22 protein-coding genes are annotated in these 18,996 nt (G+C 30.1%); 4 read left to right on the forward strand and 18 right to left on the reverse strand.

All coding sequences use genetic code 11. The annotated features are described in order from the left end of the window. Positions 1–109 precede the first annotated feature (109 nt). On the reverse strand, positions 110–445 hold the full coding sequence (locus BM335_RS05210; protein ID WP_090223899.1) for a single-stranded DNA-binding protein: 336 nt from the start codon (positions 443–445) through the stop codon (positions 110–112). A gap of 178 nt (positions 446–623) precedes the next feature. Here BM335_RS05210 and BM335_RS05215 point away from each other — a divergent pair, with 178 nt between their 5' ends. Both BM335_RS05215 and BM335_RS05220 read left to right on the forward strand, forming a co-directional pair. After that, on the forward strand, positions 624–1,181 hold the full coding sequence (locus tag BM335_RS05215; RefSeq protein ID WP_090223901.1) for an HNH endonuclease: 558 nt from the start codon (positions 624–626) through the stop codon (positions 1,179–1,181). 21 nt (positions 1,182–1,202) lie between these two features. Continuing rightward, a complete protein-coding gene (locus BM335_RS05220; RefSeq protein WP_090223904.1) occupies positions 1,203–1,550 on the forward strand; it encodes a hypothetical protein in 348 nt (115 codons plus the stop codon). Position 1,551: 1 nt separating this feature from the next. On the opposite strand, the gene BM335_RS05225 is transcribed toward BM335_RS05220, so the two are convergent. The 6 genes from BM335_RS05225 to BM335_RS05250 all read right to left on the reverse strand — a co-directional run bounded on the left by BM335_RS05225 (position 1,552) and on the right by BM335_RS05250 (position 7,412). Further along, positions 1,552–2,967 carry an alkaline phosphatase gene (locus tag BM335_RS05225; RefSeq protein ID WP_090223906.1) on the reverse strand — a complete coding sequence of 472 codons (1,416 nt, stop codon included), beginning with the start codon at positions 2,965–2,967 and terminating at the stop codon, positions 1,552–1,554. Between the two features lie 213 nt (positions 2,968–3,180). Then, positions 3,181–4,617, reverse strand: coding sequence for a pyruvate kinase (pyk, locus tag BM335_RS05230; RefSeq protein WP_090223908.1), 1,437 nt, complete (start codon positions 4,615–4,617; stop codon positions 3,181–3,183). A 2-nt stretch (positions 4,618–4,619) separates the two neighbouring features. Beyond that, entirely contained in the window at positions 4,620–5,078 is a 459-nt protein-coding gene (locus BM335_RS05235; protein ID WP_090223910.1) for an IPExxxVDY family protein, read from the reverse strand. Between the two features lie 89 nt (positions 5,079–5,167). Continuing rightward, positions 5,168–5,908, reverse strand: coding sequence for a ribonuclease III (gene rnc, locus BM335_RS05240; protein ID WP_090223912.1), 741 nt, complete (start codon positions 5,906–5,908; stop codon positions 5,168–5,170). Positions 5,909–5,917: 9 nt separating this feature from the next. After that, entirely contained in the window at positions 5,918–7,168 is a 1,251-nt protein-coding gene (gene fabF, locus BM335_RS05245; protein WP_090223915.1) for a beta-ketoacyl-ACP synthase II, read from the reverse strand. A gap of 7 nt (positions 7,169–7,175) precedes the next feature. Then, positions 7,176–7,412 (reverse strand): acyl carrier protein, encoded by a 237-nt coding sequence (locus tag BM335_RS05250; RefSeq protein ID WP_089380648.1) that lies wholly within the window; start codon positions 7,410–7,412, stop codon positions 7,176–7,178. Positions 7,413–7,589: 177 nt separating this feature from the next. Here BM335_RS05250 and purN point away from each other — a divergent pair, with 177 nt between their 5' ends. Both purN and BM335_RS05260 read left to right on the forward strand, forming a co-directional pair. Next, a complete protein-coding gene (gene purN, locus BM335_RS05255; protein WP_090223917.1) occupies positions 7,590–8,156 on the forward strand; it encodes a phosphoribosylglycinamide formyltransferase in 567 nt (188 codons plus the stop codon). Positions 8,157–8,162: 6 nt separating this feature from the next. Continuing rightward, on the forward strand, positions 8,163–8,795 hold the full coding sequence (locus tag BM335_RS05260; protein ID WP_090223920.1) for a ribonuclease H1 domain-containing protein: 633 nt from the start codon (positions 8,163–8,165) through the stop codon (positions 8,793–8,795). A 1-nt stretch (position 8,796) separates the two neighbouring features. Here the strand turns inward: BM335_RS05260 and BM335_RS05265 are convergent, their stop codons facing one another. The 11 genes from BM335_RS05265 to BM335_RS05315 all read right to left on the reverse strand — a co-directional run bounded on the left by BM335_RS05265 (position 8,797) and on the right by BM335_RS05315 (position 18,948). Next, complete coding sequence (locus tag BM335_RS05265) at positions 8,797–9,204, reverse strand: hypothetical protein (protein WP_090223922.1); 408 nt, start codon at positions 9,202–9,204, stop codon at positions 8,797–8,799. A 70-nt stretch (positions 9,205–9,274) separates the two neighbouring features. Continuing rightward, positions 9,275–10,306, reverse strand: coding sequence for a zinc metalloprotease (locus BM335_RS05270; protein ID WP_090223924.1), 1,032 nt, complete (start codon positions 10,304–10,306; stop codon positions 9,275–9,277). Positions 10,307–10,477: 171 nt separating this feature from the next. Next, positions 10,478–11,692: an aminotransferase class V-fold PLP-dependent enzyme gene (locus tag BM335_RS05275; RefSeq protein ID WP_090223926.1), complete on the reverse strand. Its 1,215-nt coding sequence runs from the start codon at positions 11,690–11,692 to the stop codon at positions 10,478–10,480. A 50-nt stretch (positions 11,693–11,742) separates the two neighbouring features. Next, positions 11,743–12,864, reverse strand: coding sequence for an ABC transporter permease (locus BM335_RS05280; RefSeq protein ID WP_090223928.1), 1,122 nt, complete (start codon positions 12,862–12,864; stop codon positions 11,743–11,745). Continuing rightward, positions 12,864–13,970, reverse strand: coding sequence for an ABC transporter permease (locus BM335_RS05285; protein ID WP_090223931.1), 1,107 nt, complete (start codon positions 13,968–13,970; stop codon positions 12,864–12,866). Before BM335_RS05285 ends, BM335_RS05280 begins: the two co-directional genes overlap by 1 nt. Next, a complete protein-coding gene (locus BM335_RS05290; protein WP_090223933.1) occupies positions 13,967–14,695 on the reverse strand; it encodes an ABC transporter ATP-binding protein in 729 nt (242 codons plus the stop codon). The genes BM335_RS05285 and BM335_RS05290 overlap by 4 nt, the downstream gene beginning before the upstream one ends. Before the next feature lie 99 nt (positions 14,696–14,794). Beyond that, positions 14,795–15,697, reverse strand: coding sequence for an ABC transporter ATP-binding protein (locus BM335_RS05295; protein ID WP_090223935.1), 903 nt, complete (start codon positions 15,695–15,697; stop codon positions 14,795–14,797). Next, the gene (locus tag BM335_RS05300) at positions 15,694–16,059 is read right to left on the reverse strand and encodes a hypothetical protein (protein ID WP_143102383.1); all 366 of its coding nucleotides are present in this window, start codon (positions 16,057–16,059) and stop codon (positions 15,694–15,696) included. The genes BM335_RS05295 and BM335_RS05300 overlap by 4 nt, the downstream gene beginning before the upstream one ends. A gap of 126 nt (positions 16,060–16,185) precedes the next feature. Continuing rightward, the gene (locus BM335_RS05305) at positions 16,186–17,073 is read right to left on the reverse strand and encodes an HlyD family secretion protein (protein WP_090223939.1); all 888 of its coding nucleotides are present in this window, start codon (positions 17,071–17,073) and stop codon (positions 16,186–16,188) included. A gap of 3 nt (positions 17,074–17,076) precedes the next feature. Beyond that, positions 17,077–18,333: a TolC family protein gene (locus tag BM335_RS05310; RefSeq protein WP_090223941.1), complete on the reverse strand. Its 1,257-nt coding sequence runs from the start codon at positions 18,331–18,333 to the stop codon at positions 17,077–17,079. 3 nt (positions 18,334–18,336) lie between these two features. Then, a complete protein-coding gene (locus BM335_RS05315; RefSeq protein WP_090223943.1) occupies positions 18,337–18,948 on the reverse strand; it encodes a TetR/AcrR family transcriptional regulator in 612 nt (203 codons plus the stop codon). Between the last annotated feature and the right edge of the window lie 48 nt (positions 18,949–18,996).

The following is an 18,996-nucleotide window of genomic DNA, read 5'->3' on the forward strand; positions in this document are numbered from 1 at the left end:
TTTTTTATCTTTTTTTATAATTTTCGTACATGTTTACTCTGTTTTTTTGTTAGTACATGAAAAAATGAGTGCCAATTAGCACTCATTTTTTTTCACGGCAAAATTCCTACTACTTGTTGCCTAACAAAAGCATTTCACTTACAACAATTTCAGTAATATATTTTTTCACCCCATTTACATCATCATAACTTCTAGATGTAAGTTTACCTTCTATAGCAATTTCACGTCCTTTTTCTAAATATTGTGCAGCTATTTCAGCAGTTTTATTCCACGCTACTATATTGTGCCATTGTGTTTCAGTTACTTTTTCGCCCTGTGCGTTTTTGTATGTTTCATTTGTAGCCATTGAAAATTTTGCTAATTTTTTTCCAGAATCTAATGTTATTATTTCTGGTTTGTTTCCTAAGTTTCCAATAAGTTGTACTTTGTTTCTTAACGTATTCATAAGATAAGGTTTTAATTATGTTAAATGTCATTCGTTCAATTCAACAGTGCAAATATTGTGTATGTTTTAAATTATATTCGGTTGTAATATGTTTACTTTCGTATGTAAATGTTTGTAGTCGTTTGTACACGGATATTTTTTCGTATATTTGATAAACTACACACTAAAAATTAGAAAAATGATTGTTAATTTTAGACAGGAAACTTGGACGCCCTATTTTAATGAAAAATGGAGTGCTGATGATGAGTTGATGATATCTAATTACGGGCGCGTTAAAAGAAGAAAAGCCGGTGAGGAGGAATGGGAACTTTCTAAAACATCATTAATTGGAGGGTATGATTCATTTTGGATTCGAAAAAAAGGAAACAAAAACACATCATCTAGCTATATTCATAGAGTTGTAGCTGAGATTTATTGTAAAAAACGAGAAGACCAAAACTTTGTAATTCACTTAGATTTTGATAAATTAAATAACAGAGCTGATAATTTGAAATGGGTGAATAGGGCAGAATTAAATGAACACAATAAAAAGAACCCAATTCACAAGAAAAAAATTGGTAAGCGAACCTATTCTAAACTTACGGAAGGTAGAGTTAGAATGATTAAAAAGAAAATATTTGACCCTAATAGAAGAACCAGAATGCGTTTAATTGCTAAGCAATTTGGAATTTCAGAGATGCAATTGTATAGAATTAAATCTGGAGAAAATTGGGGAAACGTAAAAATTGACGATTAAAATAAAAAGATTGCAAAAGCTATGAAAAAAAAGTGCTTAGAGTGTGATGAACCTTTAAATGGAAGGGTTGATAAAAAATTTTGTTCAGATTATTGTAGAAACTCTTACAATAACAAAGTAAACAAAGAGAGTAAAAATTTAATTAGAAATATTAATAATCGCCTTCGGAAAAATCATAAAATATTGAGTGATTTAAATGAATCGGGTAAAACAAAAGTTACTAGAACTAAACTATTAGATGGTAATTTTGATTTTAATTATTTTACTTCAATTTACACTACAAAAACCGGGAATACCTATTTTTATTTATATGATCAAGGTTATTTACCGTTAGAAAATGATTATTATTTATTAATTAAAAAAGAATAATTTAAAATTTATTTTCTATTTCAGCAGCTTCCAACATTAAGTAGTGTAAGTCTGTATTTTTTATAAATGGTTTTAATAGGTTACTACCTGGTCCAAACATTGCCAATTCAACATAATCTGATGAGTGGTGCTGGCTGATCCAGCTTACAGAATTATGCTTTTTTTGTATTTCGGCTAACACTTTAAAGGGCAGGTGTTTATTGTTATATAAACCATCTTCAGATTTAAGGTTATTATAATAGCTTAAAATTAATTTTGCTTCATCTTCACTTACGCTAAAATTATTTGCATATTCTATTCGTTCTTTTATTTGTGAAATTGTTGTTTCTTTACCAAAGCCGTTTAAAATCCAATCATTAGAATGTTTGTATTTTTGAATTGTGTCAAAATTATCGTTTGCTTTTTCTCCAGAAATAACACCCGGATTAGAGTTTCCGTGATCTGTAGTAATAATAACTAATGTATCATTGTCTTTTTCAGCAAAATCGATTGCTACTTTTATTGCTTCATCATGGGCCGTTTGATCAAAAATTAAACCAGCAATATCATTTCCATGTGCAGCCCAATCTACTTTTCCTGCTTCAACTTGTAAAACAAAACCATTAGGATGCCCTTTCATTCTGTCGATGGCTTTTTGAGTCATTTCACCGAGTGTTGGAATTTTTTCATGCAATTCGTTGTTGTTATTTCTGTCTATTGTATAAGGTAATCCGCTATCAGAAAAAACACCCAGTATTGGTAGATTATTACTGGTATTTAACATTTCTTTTCTTGTTTTTACAATTTGATAACCATTGTTGCTGAATTTTTGATATAAATCCACTTTATCCTTACGATGTTCTGAAGAAAAATAGCTATTTCCACCGCCCATCATTATATCAAAATTATTATCTAAATATTTTTCTGCTATACCTTCTTGGTCATTTCTTGATGAACTGTTAACACAAAAACCTGCAGGAGTAGCATGCGTGATTGGCACGGTTGTTACACAGCCAGCCATTTTACCAGCTTTTTTAAATTTTTGCCAAATAGGTAAATATTTTTCTCCATTTACGCCTACGTTTAATCCTCCATTGTTAATTCTATACCCACCACCCCAAGATGAGCTTGCTGCTGCTGAATCAGTTACTATAGAGTTGGCTGAAGCCATATCCATTAAAGCTCTAGATATTTTATTTTCCTTATATAATTGTAGCCAATTACTTCCGATACCATTTTTTCTTGAAAGGTATAAGTCGGTCATATTTAAAGTTCCTATACTCATACCATCACTAATAATTATAATAATATTTTTAGCTATTTTATTCTTTTTTATAGTATCAAAATCAATTTGTTTTGCTTCTAAATCAAAAGTGTTTAATAGTGAAGTGCCTAAGGCAAAAAGTGAACCGTTTCTAAAAAACTTTCTTCTATCCATAATATAATTACTAAAAATAAGTTCCAAAGATACAGGTTTTGTTTTTTTTTAAACAAATTGTTTTGGGAATTTTATTTTACTTATTTAAGTATAATTTAAATTATCTTTTGAAGATATAATTTAAATTTATAGATATTAAAAAATGGGCTTTAGCAAATTTGCTAAAGCCCATTTTTTAATATTGTTGGCTATATAAGCTATATTAAAAAGCTATTAATTCTTTTTGTATTCTGTAACTCTCATGGTATTTGCCATACCTCTTTCTTTTACTGGCATTGAAGTAATATTGATAGCAAAATCTCCTTGGTTTAAATACCCACGTTCATGCGCTAAATTATTAATATCTTCAATAGTTTGGTCTGTACTTACAAATCTATCATAATACACACCTTTAACTCCCCAAAGTAAGTTTAACATTGCTAAAATTCTTCTGTTTGAAGAAAAAACTAAAATATTTGATTTTGGTCTCCAAGATGAAATTTGAAAAGCAGTATAACCCGAATCAGTTAATGTTGTAATTACTTCAGCATTTATAGAATTTGCCATTAAAGCTGCTTGGTGACAAATAGTGTTTGATATAAAACGCTCATTTATGCATTGTACATAATGGTCTGGAACGGAAATTAGTGGAGAGTTTTCAACGCTTTCAATAATTTTACGCATTTGTTTAATAACTTCTAATGGGTATTCTCCAACAGAAGTTTCTCCAGATAACATTACAGCATCTGCACCATCCATAATTGAGTTTGCTACATCATTTACCTCTGCTCTTGTTGGTACCTGATTGGTTATCATAGTTTCCATCATTTGCGTAGCTATAATAATTGGAATGTGTGCTTTTTTTGCCTTTAGTACCAATCTTTTTTGAATTAAAGGCACTTTTTCCATAGGAACTTCCACTCCTAAATCTCCACGAGCACACATTAAACCATCACAATAAGCTGTTAATTTATCAATGTTTGCAACTGCTTCTGGTTTTTCAATTTTAGCAATTATTGGAATATTATGTGTTGAATGCTCTTTAATTAAATCTTTAAGTTGAATAAGATCTTCAGGAGTTCTAACAAAAGAAAGGGCAATCCAATCTACTTCAATAGACATTGCGAAAATAGCATCTTTAATATCTTTCTCTGTTAATGCGGGTAAAGAAATTTTTGTATTTGGTAAGTTAACACCTTTTTTAGATTTTAACGGACCGCCGCGTAATACCTTTGTTACAACTTTGCTGTCTCTATCTGTATGAGTAACTTCAAATAATAATTTACCATCATCAACTAAAATATGTTCTCCAACTTGAACGTCCATAGGAAAACTTTGATAGGTCATAAAGGCAACTTCTTTAGTTCCTTCACATTTGTTGGTTGTAAATGTAAATACATCACCTTCATTTAAATATACATCATCCTGCATTACACCAACACGTAATTTAGGTCCTTGTAAATCTGCTAATACAGCTACGTTAAAATTTCTTCTTTTATTAATTGCTCTAATAAAATTAACTCTTTCTTTAACATCTTCATAATCTGCGTGCGAAAAGTTAATTCTAAATACATTTACACCAGACTCCATCATCTTTTCTAAAAGAGTTTCTGTGCCAATTGCTGGCCCTAATGTTGCTACTATTTTGGTGCGTTTTCTATTTTCTGCCATAATTAAAATATAAGGTGATCTTTTGTTTTTAAAGTATTAAGTTCTATTGAATAGGACGTTATAATTTGATTAATTTTTTTTAAATTATTTATTGTTTTTTGAATGTAATTTTCGTGATCTCCACCTTCAATTTTTAAAAAAAAGTCTACGTTTTTTTTTTCGGGAATTAAATATGAAGTTGTGCTGTAGTTACCACCAAATAAACCGCCCATTTCATTAGAGTTTACATATTGAATATGTTTGTTGTTAATTAAATAATAATTCATAAAATTATGTTCATCTTTATATTCAAACAAGGGAAATTCAGCATTGGAATTTTTAAAATCTAAATGTTGTTTACATCTATTAAATTTTGTTTTTAAGTGCTTATTTAACAAATAAGCTAACTTGTAATCTTCTTCAGTAGAATGAATTCCAATTAGGGAATAATCATCTTCAAAATCAAACGTTAATAGTTGCATATCAAGAATGAATATAAATAGGGACAAAAGTACTATTGTTTAATTATAGTAACTAATTAATTTACGAAATCGTATTCGATTTGTATTGATTATAAGTTAGATAATTCTTTTTGAAAAACAAAATAAGCTCTTTTAGATGCTGTTTCTTCTGCTTTTTTCTTTGAGGTTGCTCGCCCTTTTGCAATTAAAATTCCATCTAAAAAAAGTTTTACACTAAAATGTTTTATAGTGTCGTTACCCGTATCTTCATACACATCAAATACAAATTCTTTTTTTTGTTTTTGGCACCATTCAATAAATAAACTTTTATAACTGGTAATTTTTCCTTCTAGTTTTGGAACATCAACGTAAGGAGTAATTACTCTTTTTTCAATAAATTTATTGCAGTATTTATAACCTCTATCTAAATAAATAGCTCCAACCAATGCTTCAAAAATATTTCCATGAATGTTTTCTCCAAATTTAGATCTTGCAATATTGCTTTTAACAAAACGGAGTAAATCTAAATCTCTACCAAGTTCATTTAAATGTTCTCGGCTTACAATTTTAGATCGCATTTGAGTTAGGTATCCTTCATCACCTGATGGAACTTCATTAAATAAGTAAGCAGCAATAACGGCACTTAACATAGCGTCACCTAAAAATTCTAATCGTTCATAGTTTACCGGATTTCCAGTTTCTTCATCAAACTCTTTTATAGATCTGTGAGTAAATGCCTTTTTATAATAGGAAATATTTTTAGGAGTGAATCCTATTATTTTTTTTAAATCAGCAAAAAAAGCCTCGTCATCTTTTGTGCGAGTATTAATAATTTTTCGAATGAAATTCATTCAGTTGTGTTAATCTAGTTTTTTAAACAGTACACAAGCGTTGTGCCCTCCAAAGCCAAAAGTATTACTCATGGCAACATTTACAGTACGTTTTTGAGTTTTGTTAAACGTAAAGTTTAATTTACTGTCAATTTGGTCATCATCAGTAAAATGATTTATTGTAGGAGGTACAATTCCGTTTTTTATAGCTAATATAGATGCAATAGCTTCTACAGCTCCGGCAGCACCTAATAAGTGACCAGTCATTGACTTGGTTGAATTGATGTTTAGCTTGTAAGCATGTTCACCAAAAACTTCTAAAATTGCTTTACTTTCAGCAATATCTCCTAATGGAGTTGAAGTTCCGTGCATGTTAATAGCATCCACATCTTCTGGTTTTAAACCAGCATCTTTTAAACAGTTAAGCATCACATTTCTGGCACCTAATCCATCTGGATGCGGAGCAGTTATATGATATGCGTCTGCAGATAAACCGCCTCCAGCAATTTCAGCATAAATTTTTGCTCCTCTTGCTTTGGCGTGTTCATATTCTTCTAAGATTAAAGCTCCGGCTCCTTCGCCCGAAACAAATCCATCTCTATCTTTATCAAAAGGTCTTGATGCGGTTGCAGGATCATCATTTCTTGTTGAAAGCGCCTGTAATGCATTAAATCCTCCAATTCCAGCAATGGTAATAGTTGCTTCAGAACCACCAGATACCATAACATCTGCATATCCTAAACGAATATAGTTTAAAGCATCAATAATTGCGTTTGATGATGATGCACAAGCTGATACGGTTGCAAAATTTGGACCTCTAAATCCATATTTAATAGAAATTTGACCTGGCGCAATATCTGCAATCATTTTTGGAATAAAGAAAGGATTAAACCTTGGCGTACCATCACCAGAGGCATAGTTTAAAACTTCATTTTGAAAAGTTTCTAAACCACCAATACCTGCGCCCCAAATAACGCCAACTCTGTCTTTATCAAGATTTTCAATGTTTAAATTAGAATCTAAAATAGCTTCGTCAGATGCAACCATGGCATACTGCGTGAACCTATCCATTTTTCTAGCTTCTTTTCTATCAATAAACTGAGTGACATCAAAATTTTTGAGCTCACATGCGAAACGAGTTTTGAACTTGGATGCATCGAAATAAGTTATTGGAGCAGCCCCGCTAACTCCGTTAATGAGTCCATTCCAATATTGTTCAACATTATTTCCAATAGGTGTTAATGCCCCAAGTCCAGTTACTACAACTCGTTTAATTTCCATATAAAATTTACTTTTTTGCGTCTTCTATATAGCTAATTGCTTGACCAACAGTTCCAATGTTCTCTGCTTGATCGTCTGGAATTTGAATATCAAATTCTTTTTCGAATTCCATGATTAATTCAACAGTATCAAGTGAATCTGCTCCTAAATCATTAGTAAAGCTAGCTTCTGTTGTTACTTCATTTTCGTCAACGCCTAATTTATCAACGATAATGGCTTTTACTCTTGATGCAATGTCTGACATAATTCTTTAATTTTTAAATTTAATTACTCGGCAAAAATATAAAACTTTATTTAAATCAAAATCTTTTAATTGTAAAAGATGATTTATTTAGAATAAAAATAGATAAAGTTTTTGTATTTTAACGGAATAAGTTACTAATTATTTGTTTTATTTGCGATACAACTTAGTTTAAATTTTATGACTCGTATTGTTATTCTCGCCTCCGGATCTGGTTCTAATGCTGAAAATATAATTAAGTATTTTAAAAATAGCAATTTAATTTCTGTTGTTCAAATTTTATGTAACAAGAAGGAAGCTAAAGTTTTTGAAAGAGCTAAAAGGTTAGAAATAAATAGTTTATATTTTGACAGGGCGATGTTAAATGATTCTGATGTTATTTTAAATTTATTAAAAAACAATGCAGACTATGTGATTTTAGCTGGTTTTTTATGGAAAATTCCATCAAAAATAATTGAAGCTTTTCCAAATAAAATTATCAATATTCATCCTGCATTATTGCCAAAATATGGTGGAAAAGGAATGTACGGAATGCATGTACACAATGCAGTTGTTGCAAACAAAGAAACCGAAACTGGCATTACAATTCATTATGTAAATGAGAATTATGATGAAGGAGCCATCATTTTTCAAGAGCGATTTAACGTATTACCATCGGATTCTGCTAATGATGTAGCGGAAAAAATACACGAATTAGAGTATAAATATTTTCCAAAAGTTATTGAAGAAGTTATTGTAGGACATTAATATATTATGGCTAAAAAAAAGTTTTATGTTGTTTGGGAAGGGCACAAAAAAGGAGTTTTTAATTCTTGGGATACTTGTAAAAAACAAATAGATAATTTTAAAGGTGCACAATACAAAGCATTTGTTTCTAAAGTAGAAGCTGAAGATGCATTTAAAGGGAGATATGAAGATTATAAAGGAAAGGATACAAAAAAAGTACTACTTTCCTCTGAAGAATTAAAAAAGTTTGGAAAACCTAAATTTCCTTCATTATCAGTTGATGCAGCTTGTGCTGGAAATCCAGGGAAAATGGAATATCGCGGAGTAGATTCTGAAACAAAGCGACAATTATTTATACAAGGTCCGTTTGAAAAAGGGACCAATAACATTGGTGAATTTTTAGCTTTGGTACACGGTTTAGGTTATTTAAAACAGAAAAACCTAAATTATCCTTTATATTCCGATTCTAAAATTGCCATGAGTTGGGTTAAAAATGGTCAGTGCAGAACTAATTTACCTATTTCTTCTGAAAATCAGCAATTATTTGATTTGGTGAAACGAGCTGAAAAATGGCTGAAAGAAAATAACTACACTACCCGAATTTTAAAATGGGAAACGAAAGCTTGGGGTGAAATTCCAGCCGATTTTGGAAGGAAATAAATCATTCTAAATAACGTTCTAATTGACTAAATAATTCTTCGATTTTGACAGGAAGATTGTTGTGATTTAAGTTCAATAGATGTGTTTTACTATTAATTTTTACTTCAAACACGCCTTCAATTGCCTTATCAACAGCTAAATCATCTATTGAAATGTTGTTTTTAATCTCATCAAAATTTATATTGAATACTAATTTTTCAATTTCTGAGAATTGTTGGCTATTTAGGATTTTACTTTTTAGTGTTCCGTTATTGTCTATTTCTAAAACGTTATTATTTAAAGAGATTTTATATAAAAATCCTCTTGTTTGTGCTTTATAATTTATATGTATTTTTTGATTAACCTCTTGGCTTTCGCAGGAGGTTGAAAGTGAAAAAAGAACTATTATTAAATTTAAGAATGTTTTCATTGAAATAGATATTTAAAATACAAAAAAGGAGCTTTTAAAGCTCCTTTTTTAATAATGTTATTCAGTATTTTTATTGTACAAAACTTTCTCTAGCACCTCCAGTAGCAAATATTGCTCTCATTCTATCTTTTTGACCTTCAGTAAACATATTCATACAAGCATCATCTGTATAATCCATATAGTTCATTGTCATGTCGTTTGATTGACAATTTACTGTTGGGTATGATGGGCATCCATAGTTTGGTCCATCAGAACTTGGTGTATCAGCAACAAAATCGTCTTGCTTACATCTTCCGTCACCCCAAATGTGGCGTAAGTTTAACCAATGTCCAACTTCGTGAGTTGCAGTTCTTCCTTTGTCAAAAGGTGCTGTAGCTGTTCCTGTTGTTCCAAAATATTGAGGAGAAATAACTACACCATCTGTTGATGCTGCTCCACCTGGAAATTGTGCATAACCTAAAATTCCCCCACCAATGTTTGCAACCCAAATAGTTAAATAACCTGGTACTGCAGGATACGCACTTTTTACAGCATTATTTGTTCCCCAAGATGCTGTTGAGTTTGATTTTCTATCTACTACAGCTAATGAAAAATTGATATCTACATCTGCGCCAACTCCTTGAAATTCGGCAGGAACATCATTATAATTTGTATCATTAAAATCTGCATTTAAAACTGAAATTTGTGAGTTTATTTGTGCATCACTAATATTTTGAGATGAATTTGCGTAAACCACATAAACATATACAGGTATATTTATAGTTCCAGTATAAGGAGTTGGAGTAGTTCCTCCACCACCACCTGGATTGCTTGGTTTACCTTTATAAGAGATTACAGTTCTTGAATGTTTTTCAATATTGTACATCTTTTTTTCTAAACCTGGATTGTTTTTTAACTGTTCATTCAGAACTTTCATACTGTAGCATTTGTCTCCGGCTGAATTTTCTGTTGATCTTGATGATAAGTCATCATCGGTGTACACGTAAAAGTCACTCATGTCAATTTCTGCACTTTCTTGAGTAGGAACAACTTCACTTGAGTTGTTTTGACAAGCAACAAATACTAATGCTACAAAAGCAAAGAATAGAATAATTTTTTTCATTGTTAAGTTTGATTTTAGTTAATAATAGGACGAAATCTTTAAAATAAAGATTGTCGAATATATTAAAAAAATGTTAACAACCAAATTAGTTTATAAAAAAAATACTAAAAAAGTTATGAGAAACTCAATAAAACAAGTATAAATAACAATAAGTAAAAAAGTGTTAAATAATTAACGCAACATCATTTTTGCTTTTTTTAAAGCAGATATAAATATATCAATTTCTTCAAAAGTATTGTAAAATGAGAATGAAGCTCTTACTGTTCCAGGAATTTTATAAAAATCCATTATTGGTTGTGCACAATGATGACCTGTTCTAACAGCAATACCTAATTTATCTATAATTGAACCAATATCGTAGGGATGAATATTACCAATATTGAAAGAAATTACAGCAGTTTTATTTTTGGAAGTACCGTAAATTTTTAAATCTTCAATTTCTAATAATTTTTTGGTAGCATATTCTAACAGTTCATGCTCGTAGGCTGCAATATTATCAAAACCAATGGAGTTCATATAATCTAAAGCAGTTCCAAAGGCAATTCCTCCACAAATATTTGGCGTTCCAGCCTCAAATTTATGAGGTAAATCTGCATACGTAGTTTTTTCAAAAGTGACTTGCTTAATCATTTCGCCACCACCTTGATATGGAGGAAGCTTGTTTAACCATGCTTCTTTTCCATATAACATTCCAACACCTGTTGGGCCACACAATTTATGAGCAGAAGCCACATAAAAATCTACATCCAACGCTTGAACGTCGGGTTTTAAATGTGGACAACTTTGTGCGCCATCGATTAAAACAGCCGCACCAACTTTATGTGCTTTTTCAATAATTTCTTCAATAGGATTAATGGTTCCCAAAGCATTGGAAACGTGATTTACAAAAACTAATTTGGTTTTGTTTGATAATAAGTTGTCATATTCACTCATTACCAATTCACCATCCAAATTCATGGGAATTACTTTTAAAATAGCGCCAGTTCGCTCGCATAACATTTGCCAAGGAACTATATTTGAGTGATGTTCAAGTGCTGAAACAATAATTTCATCACCTTTATTTAAAAGCGAAGTAAAACCAGTAGCAACAATATTAATACTATGTGTTGTACCGGCTGTTAAAATTATTTCGTAGCTATTTTTAGCGTTAAAATGTTTTTGAATTTTTATACGAGCTTCTTCATAAGCATCGGTAGCTTTTTGACTTAAAGTATGAACACCTCTATGAATATTTGAGTTTATAGTGCTATAATAGTTTACAATGCTATCAATTACCACTTGTGGTTTTTGACTTGTTGCTGCATTATCAAAATAAACTAATGGTTTTCCGTTTATTGTTTCTTTTAAAATTGGAAAATCGGCTCTAACTTTATCAATATCTATCATTTTTCTTTTTTAGAATGATTCTAAATACAAAATTACAAAATTGAAATAAACTACGTTGACTTTTTATAACTAATTACCGCCAAACCATTCATAATAATTGCATACGCCAATGTTTTTGTAAATTGTGGAACTATATCGGTAAAGTTTGAACCTTTTAACATCACCATACGCATGACTTCAACAAAGTATTTAATTGGGTTGAATTCGGTAATATATTGTGCCCAAACAGGCATACTTTCAATAGGTGTAAAAAGTCCGCTCATTAAAATAAAAATTACTGTAAAAAACCACGAAATAAACATAGCTTGTTGCTGGGTTTCTGTAAAATTTGAAATAAAAAATCCGATACCTAAAATTACTAACAAATAAATAGAAGTAAAAAAATATAGTAGAAAAATACTACCAACTATTGGAACATTAAATAACAGTTTTGCAATGATTAACCCAATAGTTAATAAGCCAAATCCAATTATCCAAAAGGGGAATAATTTTCCAATGATAAACTGATGTTTTTTTATAGGCGTTACATTTATCTGCTCTAAAGTTCCAATTTCTTTTTCGCGAACAATGTTCATTCCGGATAGAAAAAGCGTAATCATAGTCACTAATAAAACTAAAATTCCGGGTACCATAAATGTTTTGTAATTCAAGGTTTCATTATACCAAAATGAAGGTATGCTTGTAATATTTATGGGTTTGTTAATTTGGTTAAAAGGTTGTACTAATTTTACCTGCGCTTTTTTGTTAAAATCTTTGATGATTTGATTGATATACACATTTTCTACGCCAGCTGCAGCGCCATCAATAGCATTAATAGTTACCGATAAATCTGTTGATTGATTTTTCACTAAATCTCGCTCAAAATTTTCGGGAATTTCTAAAATTACATCAACATCACCTTTTAACATAGCTTCGCTAGCTAATTTATTTGAAGGAAAATCGGTAAGTACATTAAAATAGGTGGAAGCATCAAATTTTTGAATTAATTCTCTTGAAAAGGAAGTTTTGTCATTATCTATATACGAAAATTTAATATTTTTTATTTCAAAAGTAGCTGCATTAGAAAGTATCACCAATTGTAAAATTGGTAACACAAATATAATTGGTAACATTCCTTTATTTCTAAAGATTTGCTTGAATTCTTTTTGGATGATAAATAGAATGGTTTTCATTATTCTAATCGTATTTTATATTTTTTAACACTTAAACCTATAAAAAACAAGGTCATACCCACTAAAATTAATGTCGATTTCCAAATAAATTGAATTCCAACACCCTTTAACATAATTCCTTTTAGAATGATGATAAACCATTTTGCAGGTACAATATTGCTAATTATCTGAAGTGGAAGCGGCATACTTGAAACCGGAAAAATAAACCCAGAAAGTAATATTGTTGGCAACATTAAAGCCATTAATGAAATCATCATAGCTGTTTGTTGTGACGCTGAAATAGTTGAAATTAAAATACCTAATGATAAGGACGTAATGATAAATAAAACACTTTCTGCAGCTAGTAAAAAATAACTTCCCTGAACCGGCATATTAAAAACAAAAATCCCCAATAATACAATTACAATGGCATTTATAATAGATAGAAAAATATATGGAACAACTTTGCCAATAATTACTTGAAATGGTTTTAAAGGCGAAACTAACAAGATTTCCATAGTGCCTAATTCTTTTTCGCGAGTTATAGAAATAGAAGTCATCATTGCAGAAACCAACATTAAAATAATGGTCATAACTCCTGGTACAAACATAAAAACACTTTTAAGTTCAGGGTTAAAAACCATTCGGGTTTTTGGTATTATTTGATACGAAGTTTTTACAGCTACATTAATTTGTTGTTGATAATTTTGTAAAATTGCACTTACATAATTACTAATTGTATTTGCTGTATTTGGATCTGTTGCATCTGCAATTACTTGAACTGTAGCGTTGTTTTCCTTGCCTAAATTTTTGCTGAAATCTTTTTCAAAAATAAGTACCGCTTTTACATGTCCTTTTTTAAAGGCGGTTTCAATTTCAGTTTCATTTAAAATTGATGCTGTAATTGTAAAATACTTTGAAGATGCTATTTTATGAATAATTTCCTTTGTTGTCTCATCTTTTGAATGATCTAAAATAGCGATATTAACATTGTTAATTTCATTGGTTATAGCAAATCCAAATAACATAATTTGAGCTATTGGCATCCCAAAAAGTATAAACAATGAGCGTCTATCTCTAAAAATATGGTAAAACTCTTTTTTTATAAATCCTATAAATCGTTTCATCCTCTGGCTAATTTTAAAAATACGTCGTTCATAGTTGAGGTTTTAAACTGTTCTTTTAATTTTTTTGGAGTGTTTAACGCTTCAATTTTACCGTTTACCATGATGGAAACCCGATCGCAATATTCCGCTTCATCCATATAATGTGTAGTTACAAAAATGGTGGTTCCTTCGTGTGCGGTTTTATAAATCATTTCCCAAAACTGGCGACGTGTAATTGGATCAACTCCACCAGTTGGTTCATCTAAAAAAACAATTTTCGGGTTGTGTAATAAAGCAACAGAGAAGGATATTTTTTGTTTCCAACCTAATGGTAGTGAGCCAACCAATTCATTTACGATTTCTTGCAAACCTAATTCCTCAACTAATTGACATCTTTTTTCTTCAATTTTTTTACGCGATAAACCATAAATTCCGCCAAAAAAGGTGATGTTTTCTTTTACTGTTAAATCATCATACAACGCAAATTTCTGACTCATATATCCAATATTTTTTTTGATGTCATTTGGATTTTTATACACATCAAAACCAGCAACTTGTGCATTTCCTGAAGTTGGATTTGAAATACCAATCAGCATTTTCATTGCGGTAGTTTTTCCTGCACCATTTGCTCCTAAAAACCCAAATATTTCACCTTTTTTAACTTCAAAGGAAATATTATTTACGGCAGTGAAATCTCCAAAATTTTTGGTTAAATTTTCTACTATTATTACAGTATCTTCTTTCATTTTTAATGCTTTTCGTCAGTTCAAGTTGAGGCTTTAGCCGAAATATCGAGAACTTCTTGATATAATTTTTTGCAAAAATCACTCGAAGTGACGTATTATTTATTTAGCCAATTCCATAAAAGTATCTTCAATGGTTGCTGCCGTTTTACTTATTTGTATGTTTTGTAACTGCTGTTTTTCTAAGTATAGTTTTAAATCTGTTGGATTAAAATCATTTCTTTTATCGGAATAATGCACAAATTCACCAAAAGGATACACACTATAATTATGTTCGTAATTTTTTAAACTATTAATCAATTGGTACATATTGTTTGCGCTAACATTATAAATGGTTTTTGGATAATGTTTTACAATGTGTTGTGGTGTATCAATTTCTAAAATTTTACCATCCTGAATTAGCGCAATTCTATCGCACAAAGCAGCTTCATCCATATACGGCGTAGAAACTAACATGGTAATTCCTTTGGTTTGTAAACGCTTTAACATTTCCCAAAATTCTTTTCGAGAAACTGGGTCAACACCTGTAGTTGGTTCATCTAAAAACAACACTTTTGGTTTGTGAATTAATGCACAACATAAGGCTAATTTTTGTTTCATTCCGCCAGATAATTTTCCTGCTCTACGGTTTTTGAAAGGCTCTATTTGAACATAAATATCTTTAATTAAATCGTAGTTTTCTTCTATGGTTGTCCCGAAAATAGTTGCGAAAAACTCTAAATTTTCTTCCACGGTTAAATCTTGATATAATGAGAATTTCCCTGGCATATAACCAACATTGTTTCTAATTTTTTTATAATCATTAATGGCATCAAAATTGGCGACAGTTGCAGTTCCGCTATCCGCAAAAAGAAGCGTGGTTAAAATTCTAAAAAGTGTTGTTTTTCCTGCTCCATCTGGACCAATTAAACCAAATAATTCACCTTCTTGTACTTCAAAAGAAATGTTTTTTAAAGCGGTTTTGTCTTTAAAAGATTTACTGATATTTTGTACAGAAATACTCATTTTTTATAGGTGTTAAAATTTAAAGTAATAAGTGCAATTATACTCCAGGCACTTACTCTAAAAACCATGGCATAAATGCTTTCTGAAGCTACAGTTTCATTTAAAAAATTGAGATAAATGAGTAGCAGCACATGAGATGTTAGAACAAAAGCAATAACTTTTTTAGTAAATATATGTTTTGTCCAAATTAAATATGCTGCAACAATTGATATAAACCCAAAAATTACATTATAAATAACTAACCAGTTAAGCACTGTATAGTTTTTTGTAGCAATGCGAAACAATACTTTTGAGCCTGCAATTACGGACATAATTCCAATGGAAAAGGCAAGTAGGGATGCTATTTTATGTAAATGTTTCACGAAAATATTTATTAATTTTTTTATGGAAAAATTTCGTCATTCTGAACTTGATTCTGAATTTCACAATTTCTTTCCTAATCTTGATGAGAACCTGAATTAAGTTCAAGTTGACGTATGTTTAGAAAATTATTCTGAAATCCACATTTCAGCAGGCATACCAATTTTTAAACTTCCATCGTTTTGTATGTTCACTTTTACTGCGTAAACAAGGTTTACTCGCTCTTCTTTTGTTTGAATTATTTTAGGTGTAAACTCAGCTTCCGATGAAATCCAAGAAATAGTTCCTTCGTAATTTTTTAAATCCTTATTACTGTCAATTTTTACAATTACTTTTTGTCCAATTTTAATGGAAGCTAATTGTTTTTCACTGATATACACCTTTAATTGCATGGTACTTACATCTGCAATTTTGTATAGCGGTTTTCCAAAAGAAGTAATTTCATTTGGCTCGGCATATTTTACCAAAACGGTTCCGTTAATTGGATTGGTAATTAAACTTTTTTGCAGTTGATCTTCTAATTGACTTATTTGGACATCAATACTTTTTAGTTCATTGACAACTGGCGCATTTTGAATTTCAACACTTCTAATTTGCTGATTTATAACATCAATTTTACCGTTGATGTCATCTAACTGTTGTTGTGTTCCTGCGTTTTCTTTTATCAAATTTTGAATTCTATTTTGAGATATTTTTGCAGTTTTTAATTGCGCGTTTAAAACACTAATTTGTGATAAAACACCGCTGGATTTTGATGAAATAATGTTTTTTGAAACCATTAGTTGCTCTTTTTTAAGCGCTAAAGGAATGGTGTCAATTAAACCAACAATTTCTCCTTTTGTAATAGTTTGTCCTTCTTCAACAGAAAATAATGTTAATTTTCCGTTATTCTCTGCAGAAACTGTAATTTCAACAGCTTCAAAATTACCATAACCATCTGCTTTATTGTTGTTGTTACAAGAAATTAATGCAATTGTAATAAAGCCCGCTGCTATTATATTATTTATAATCTTCATAATTTAATTTCCTTTAGTTGTATTGTAATTTGTTTGCGCTAGTAATAATTGAATTTTATGTGTGCTTAAGTTGTTTTCTGCTTCATATAAATTTGTTAATTCTGTGATGTATGCAGATGCAGTTATTACACCATTTTTTAATTGCGATTCAGCAGTTTTTAAAATGTTTTTTTGTAATTGTATAATTAAATTATCATTGGGTATAAATGCTGAAATTTTTTCAATTTCGGCTTTATTTTGGTCTAATTCAATGTTTGTGTTTAGTTTAAAAACGGCTTCTTCTGTGTCAATAATTTCTTTGTTTATTTTTAAAGATTCGCGTTGTTTTTTGTTGGCGTTCCAATCAAAAACGTTCCAGTTTAATTTAACACCAACCATATAAAAAGTTTGAAATGAATTATCTAAAGCATTTAATCCTGGATTTCCGTAACCACCAGTTGCAAAACTTGATAGTTTTGGAGCAATTTGTTTAGAAAGGACCGTTTCGGTATTATCAATTTGTTCTTTTTTTAGTTGGAACAAGTCCAATTCTGGTCTGTTAATTTCGTTATTTTCTGCAGTAATTGTTTGTGGATTTTCTAACGTTTTGTTTGAAGAGATTTCTGTCCCAACTAAATTAGAAAGTGATTGAAATAAACTTATTTTGTTTGATTCAATTTCAATAAATTGTTGATTGATTTTTAACAATTCAGTTTCTAAAACACTGTCTGATGAAGGTAATAAAACACCGTATTTTACACCGGCTTTTACTTCTTTTAATTTGGCTTCTAACAATTCTTTTTTAGAATTGAGTAACACCTTTTTTTCTTGTTGAAATAAAATAGAAAAATACAGTTGATTTACCTGTTTTTTCAACTGATATAAATTGACTTCAACTTGTTTTAAATTGGTTTTTAAAGCAGCTGTTTTTGCTTCAGATGATGCTTTCACCAAACCGCCAGCATAAATTAATTGATTTACAGAGATTGTTGCCTTGTACTGATCTTTATTTGGCGGTTCAATGGTAGAATTTGGAATTACAATAGGAATTTGTGTTACATCTGATTGATAAGTTGCTTGTGCAGCAAATTCTAATTTTGGTAAATTTTCAGTATTAATAACTTCTAAATCTAACTGATGTTGTTTTTCTAAAAGTGTTGTTTGTTGTGTTAACGGATAATTTGTATTTAATAACTTATATAAATCCGTTAACTGTAATTTTTCTTGGCCAATTGCGTAAAACGAAACGAAAAGAATTACAAATGTGATTGTTTTTTTCATAATTTAAACTTTTATGGAGTTTATTATAAATTCGGCGACTTCTGTTTTTCTGTATTCTAACATTAAATTATAATCGTCTTTACTTAAATCTAAAAATCCTTTAAGCAACGGAGCAGCTATAAATGGGAAAATATTTAAGGATAGAATATTGATAAATAATTGATCTGCTTTTATGGGTTTTATAGTTCCATTTGCTACTTCTTCAGAAATTTGATTTTTAAATTTTTCAATATTTGGAAACTTGTTTTCTGCTAAAATATTGATGGCAAATTCTGGGTTTTTATTTAATTCTTGAATAATGAAATTTGGTAAATACGGGTGTTTTATTACAAACGAAATATAGTTGCTAGTAAAGCTTCTTATTTTATCGTAAACCGAAGAATCGTCGTTTAGTATTTTATGCATTTGTGGTGCTAATAAATTAAAGGCACTTTTAAAAACAGCTTCAAACAATTGTTGTTTATTTCTATAATAGTAATGGAGTAATGCTTTATTTATGCCTGCTTCATCAGCAATTTCCTGCATTCTTGAGCCGTCCATTCCTTTTTTTTCAAAAATAGTTTTAGCGGCGTTTAATATAGATGTTTCGGTTGTTGTGTCTTTTATTTTTTTCATTAAATTAACTATATGGTTTAACCAAATGGTTAACAAAAGTAAAATCTT

It is taken from the genome of Lutibacter maritimus, from assembly GCF_900116115.1.
Lineage (GTDB): Bacteria > Bacteroidota > Bacteroidia > Flavobacteriales > Flavobacteriaceae > Lutibacter > Lutibacter maritimus.

What these genes read in the sequence shown, in the direction of transcription:
- BM335_RS05285 (WP_090223931.1), bottom strand. Translation starts at nt 13,970, where the DNA reads ATGAAACGATTTATAGGATTTATAAAAAAAGAGTTTTACCATATTTTT.
- pyk (WP_090223908.1), bottom strand. Translation starts at nt 4,617, where the DNA reads ATGGCAGAAAATAGAAAACGCACCAAAATAGTAGCAACATTAGGGCCA.
- BM335_RS05280 (WP_090223928.1), bottom strand. Translation starts at nt 12,864, where the DNA reads ATGAAAACCATTCTATTTATCATCCAAAAAGAATTCAAGCAAATCTTT.
- BM335_RS05250 (WP_089380648.1), bottom strand. Translation starts at nt 7,412, where the DNA reads ATGTCAGACATTGCATCAAGAGTAAAAGCCATTATCGTTGATAAATTA.
- BM335_RS05275 (WP_090223926.1), bottom strand. Translation starts at nt 11,692, where the DNA reads ATGATAGATATTGATAAAGTTAGAGCCGATTTTCCAATTTTAAAAGAA.
- BM335_RS05225 (WP_090223906.1), bottom strand. Translation starts at nt 2,967, where the DNA reads ATGGATAGAAGAAAGTTTTTTAGAAACGGTTCACTTTTTGCCTTAGGC.
- BM335_RS05265 (WP_090223922.1), bottom strand. Translation starts at nt 9,204, where the DNA reads ATGAAAACATTCTTAAATTTAATAATAGTTCTTTTTTCACTTTCAACC.
- BM335_RS05260 (WP_090223920.1), top strand. Translation starts at nt 8,163, where the DNA reads ATGGCTAAAAAAAAGTTTTATGTTGTTTGGGAAGGGCACAAAAAAGGA.
- BM335_RS05295 (WP_090223935.1), bottom strand. Translation starts at nt 15,697, where the DNA reads ATGAGTATTTCTGTACAAAATATCAGTAAATCTTTTAAAGACAAAACC.
- BM335_RS05305 (WP_090223939.1), bottom strand. Translation starts at nt 17,073, where the DNA reads ATGAAGATTATAAATAATATAATAGCAGCGGGCTTTATTACAATTGCA.
- fabF (WP_090223915.1), bottom strand. Translation starts at nt 7,168, where the DNA reads ATGGAAATTAAACGAGTTGTAGTAACTGGACTTGGGGCATTAACACCT.
- BM335_RS05215 (WP_090223901.1), top strand. Translation starts at nt 624, where the DNA reads ATGATTGTTAATTTTAGACAGGAAACTTGGACGCCCTATTTTAATGAA.
- BM335_RS05270 (WP_090223924.1), bottom strand. Translation starts at nt 10,306, where the DNA reads ATGAAAAAAATTATTCTATTCTTTGCTTTTGTAGCATTAGTATTTGTT.
- rnc (WP_090223912.1), bottom strand. Translation starts at nt 5,908, where the DNA reads ATGAATTTCATTCGAAAAATTATTAATACTCGCACAAAAGATGACGAG.
- BM335_RS05315 (WP_090223943.1), bottom strand. Translation starts at nt 18,948, where the DNA reads ATGAAAAAAATAAAAGACACAACAACCGAAACATCTATATTAAACGCC.
- BM335_RS05310 (WP_090223941.1), bottom strand. Translation starts at nt 18,333, where the DNA reads ATGAAAAAAACAATCACATTTGTAATTCTTTTCGTTTCGTTTTACGCA.
- purN (WP_090223917.1), top strand. Translation starts at nt 7,590, where the DNA reads ATGACTCGTATTGTTATTCTCGCCTCCGGATCTGGTTCTAATGCTGAA.
- BM335_RS05290 (WP_090223933.1), bottom strand. Translation starts at nt 14,695, where the DNA reads ATGAAAGAAGATACTGTAATAATAGTAGAAAATTTAACCAAAAATTTT.
- BM335_RS05210 (WP_090223899.1), bottom strand. Translation starts at nt 445, where the DNA reads ATGAATACGTTAAGAAACAAAGTACAACTTATTGGAAACTTAGGAAAC.
- BM335_RS05220 (WP_090223904.1), top strand. Translation starts at nt 1,203, where the DNA reads ATGAAAAAAAAGTGCTTAGAGTGTGATGAACCTTTAAATGGAAGGGTT.
- BM335_RS05235 (WP_090223910.1), bottom strand. Translation starts at nt 5,078, where the DNA reads ATGCAACTATTAACGTTTGATTTTGAAGATGATTATTCCCTAATTGGA.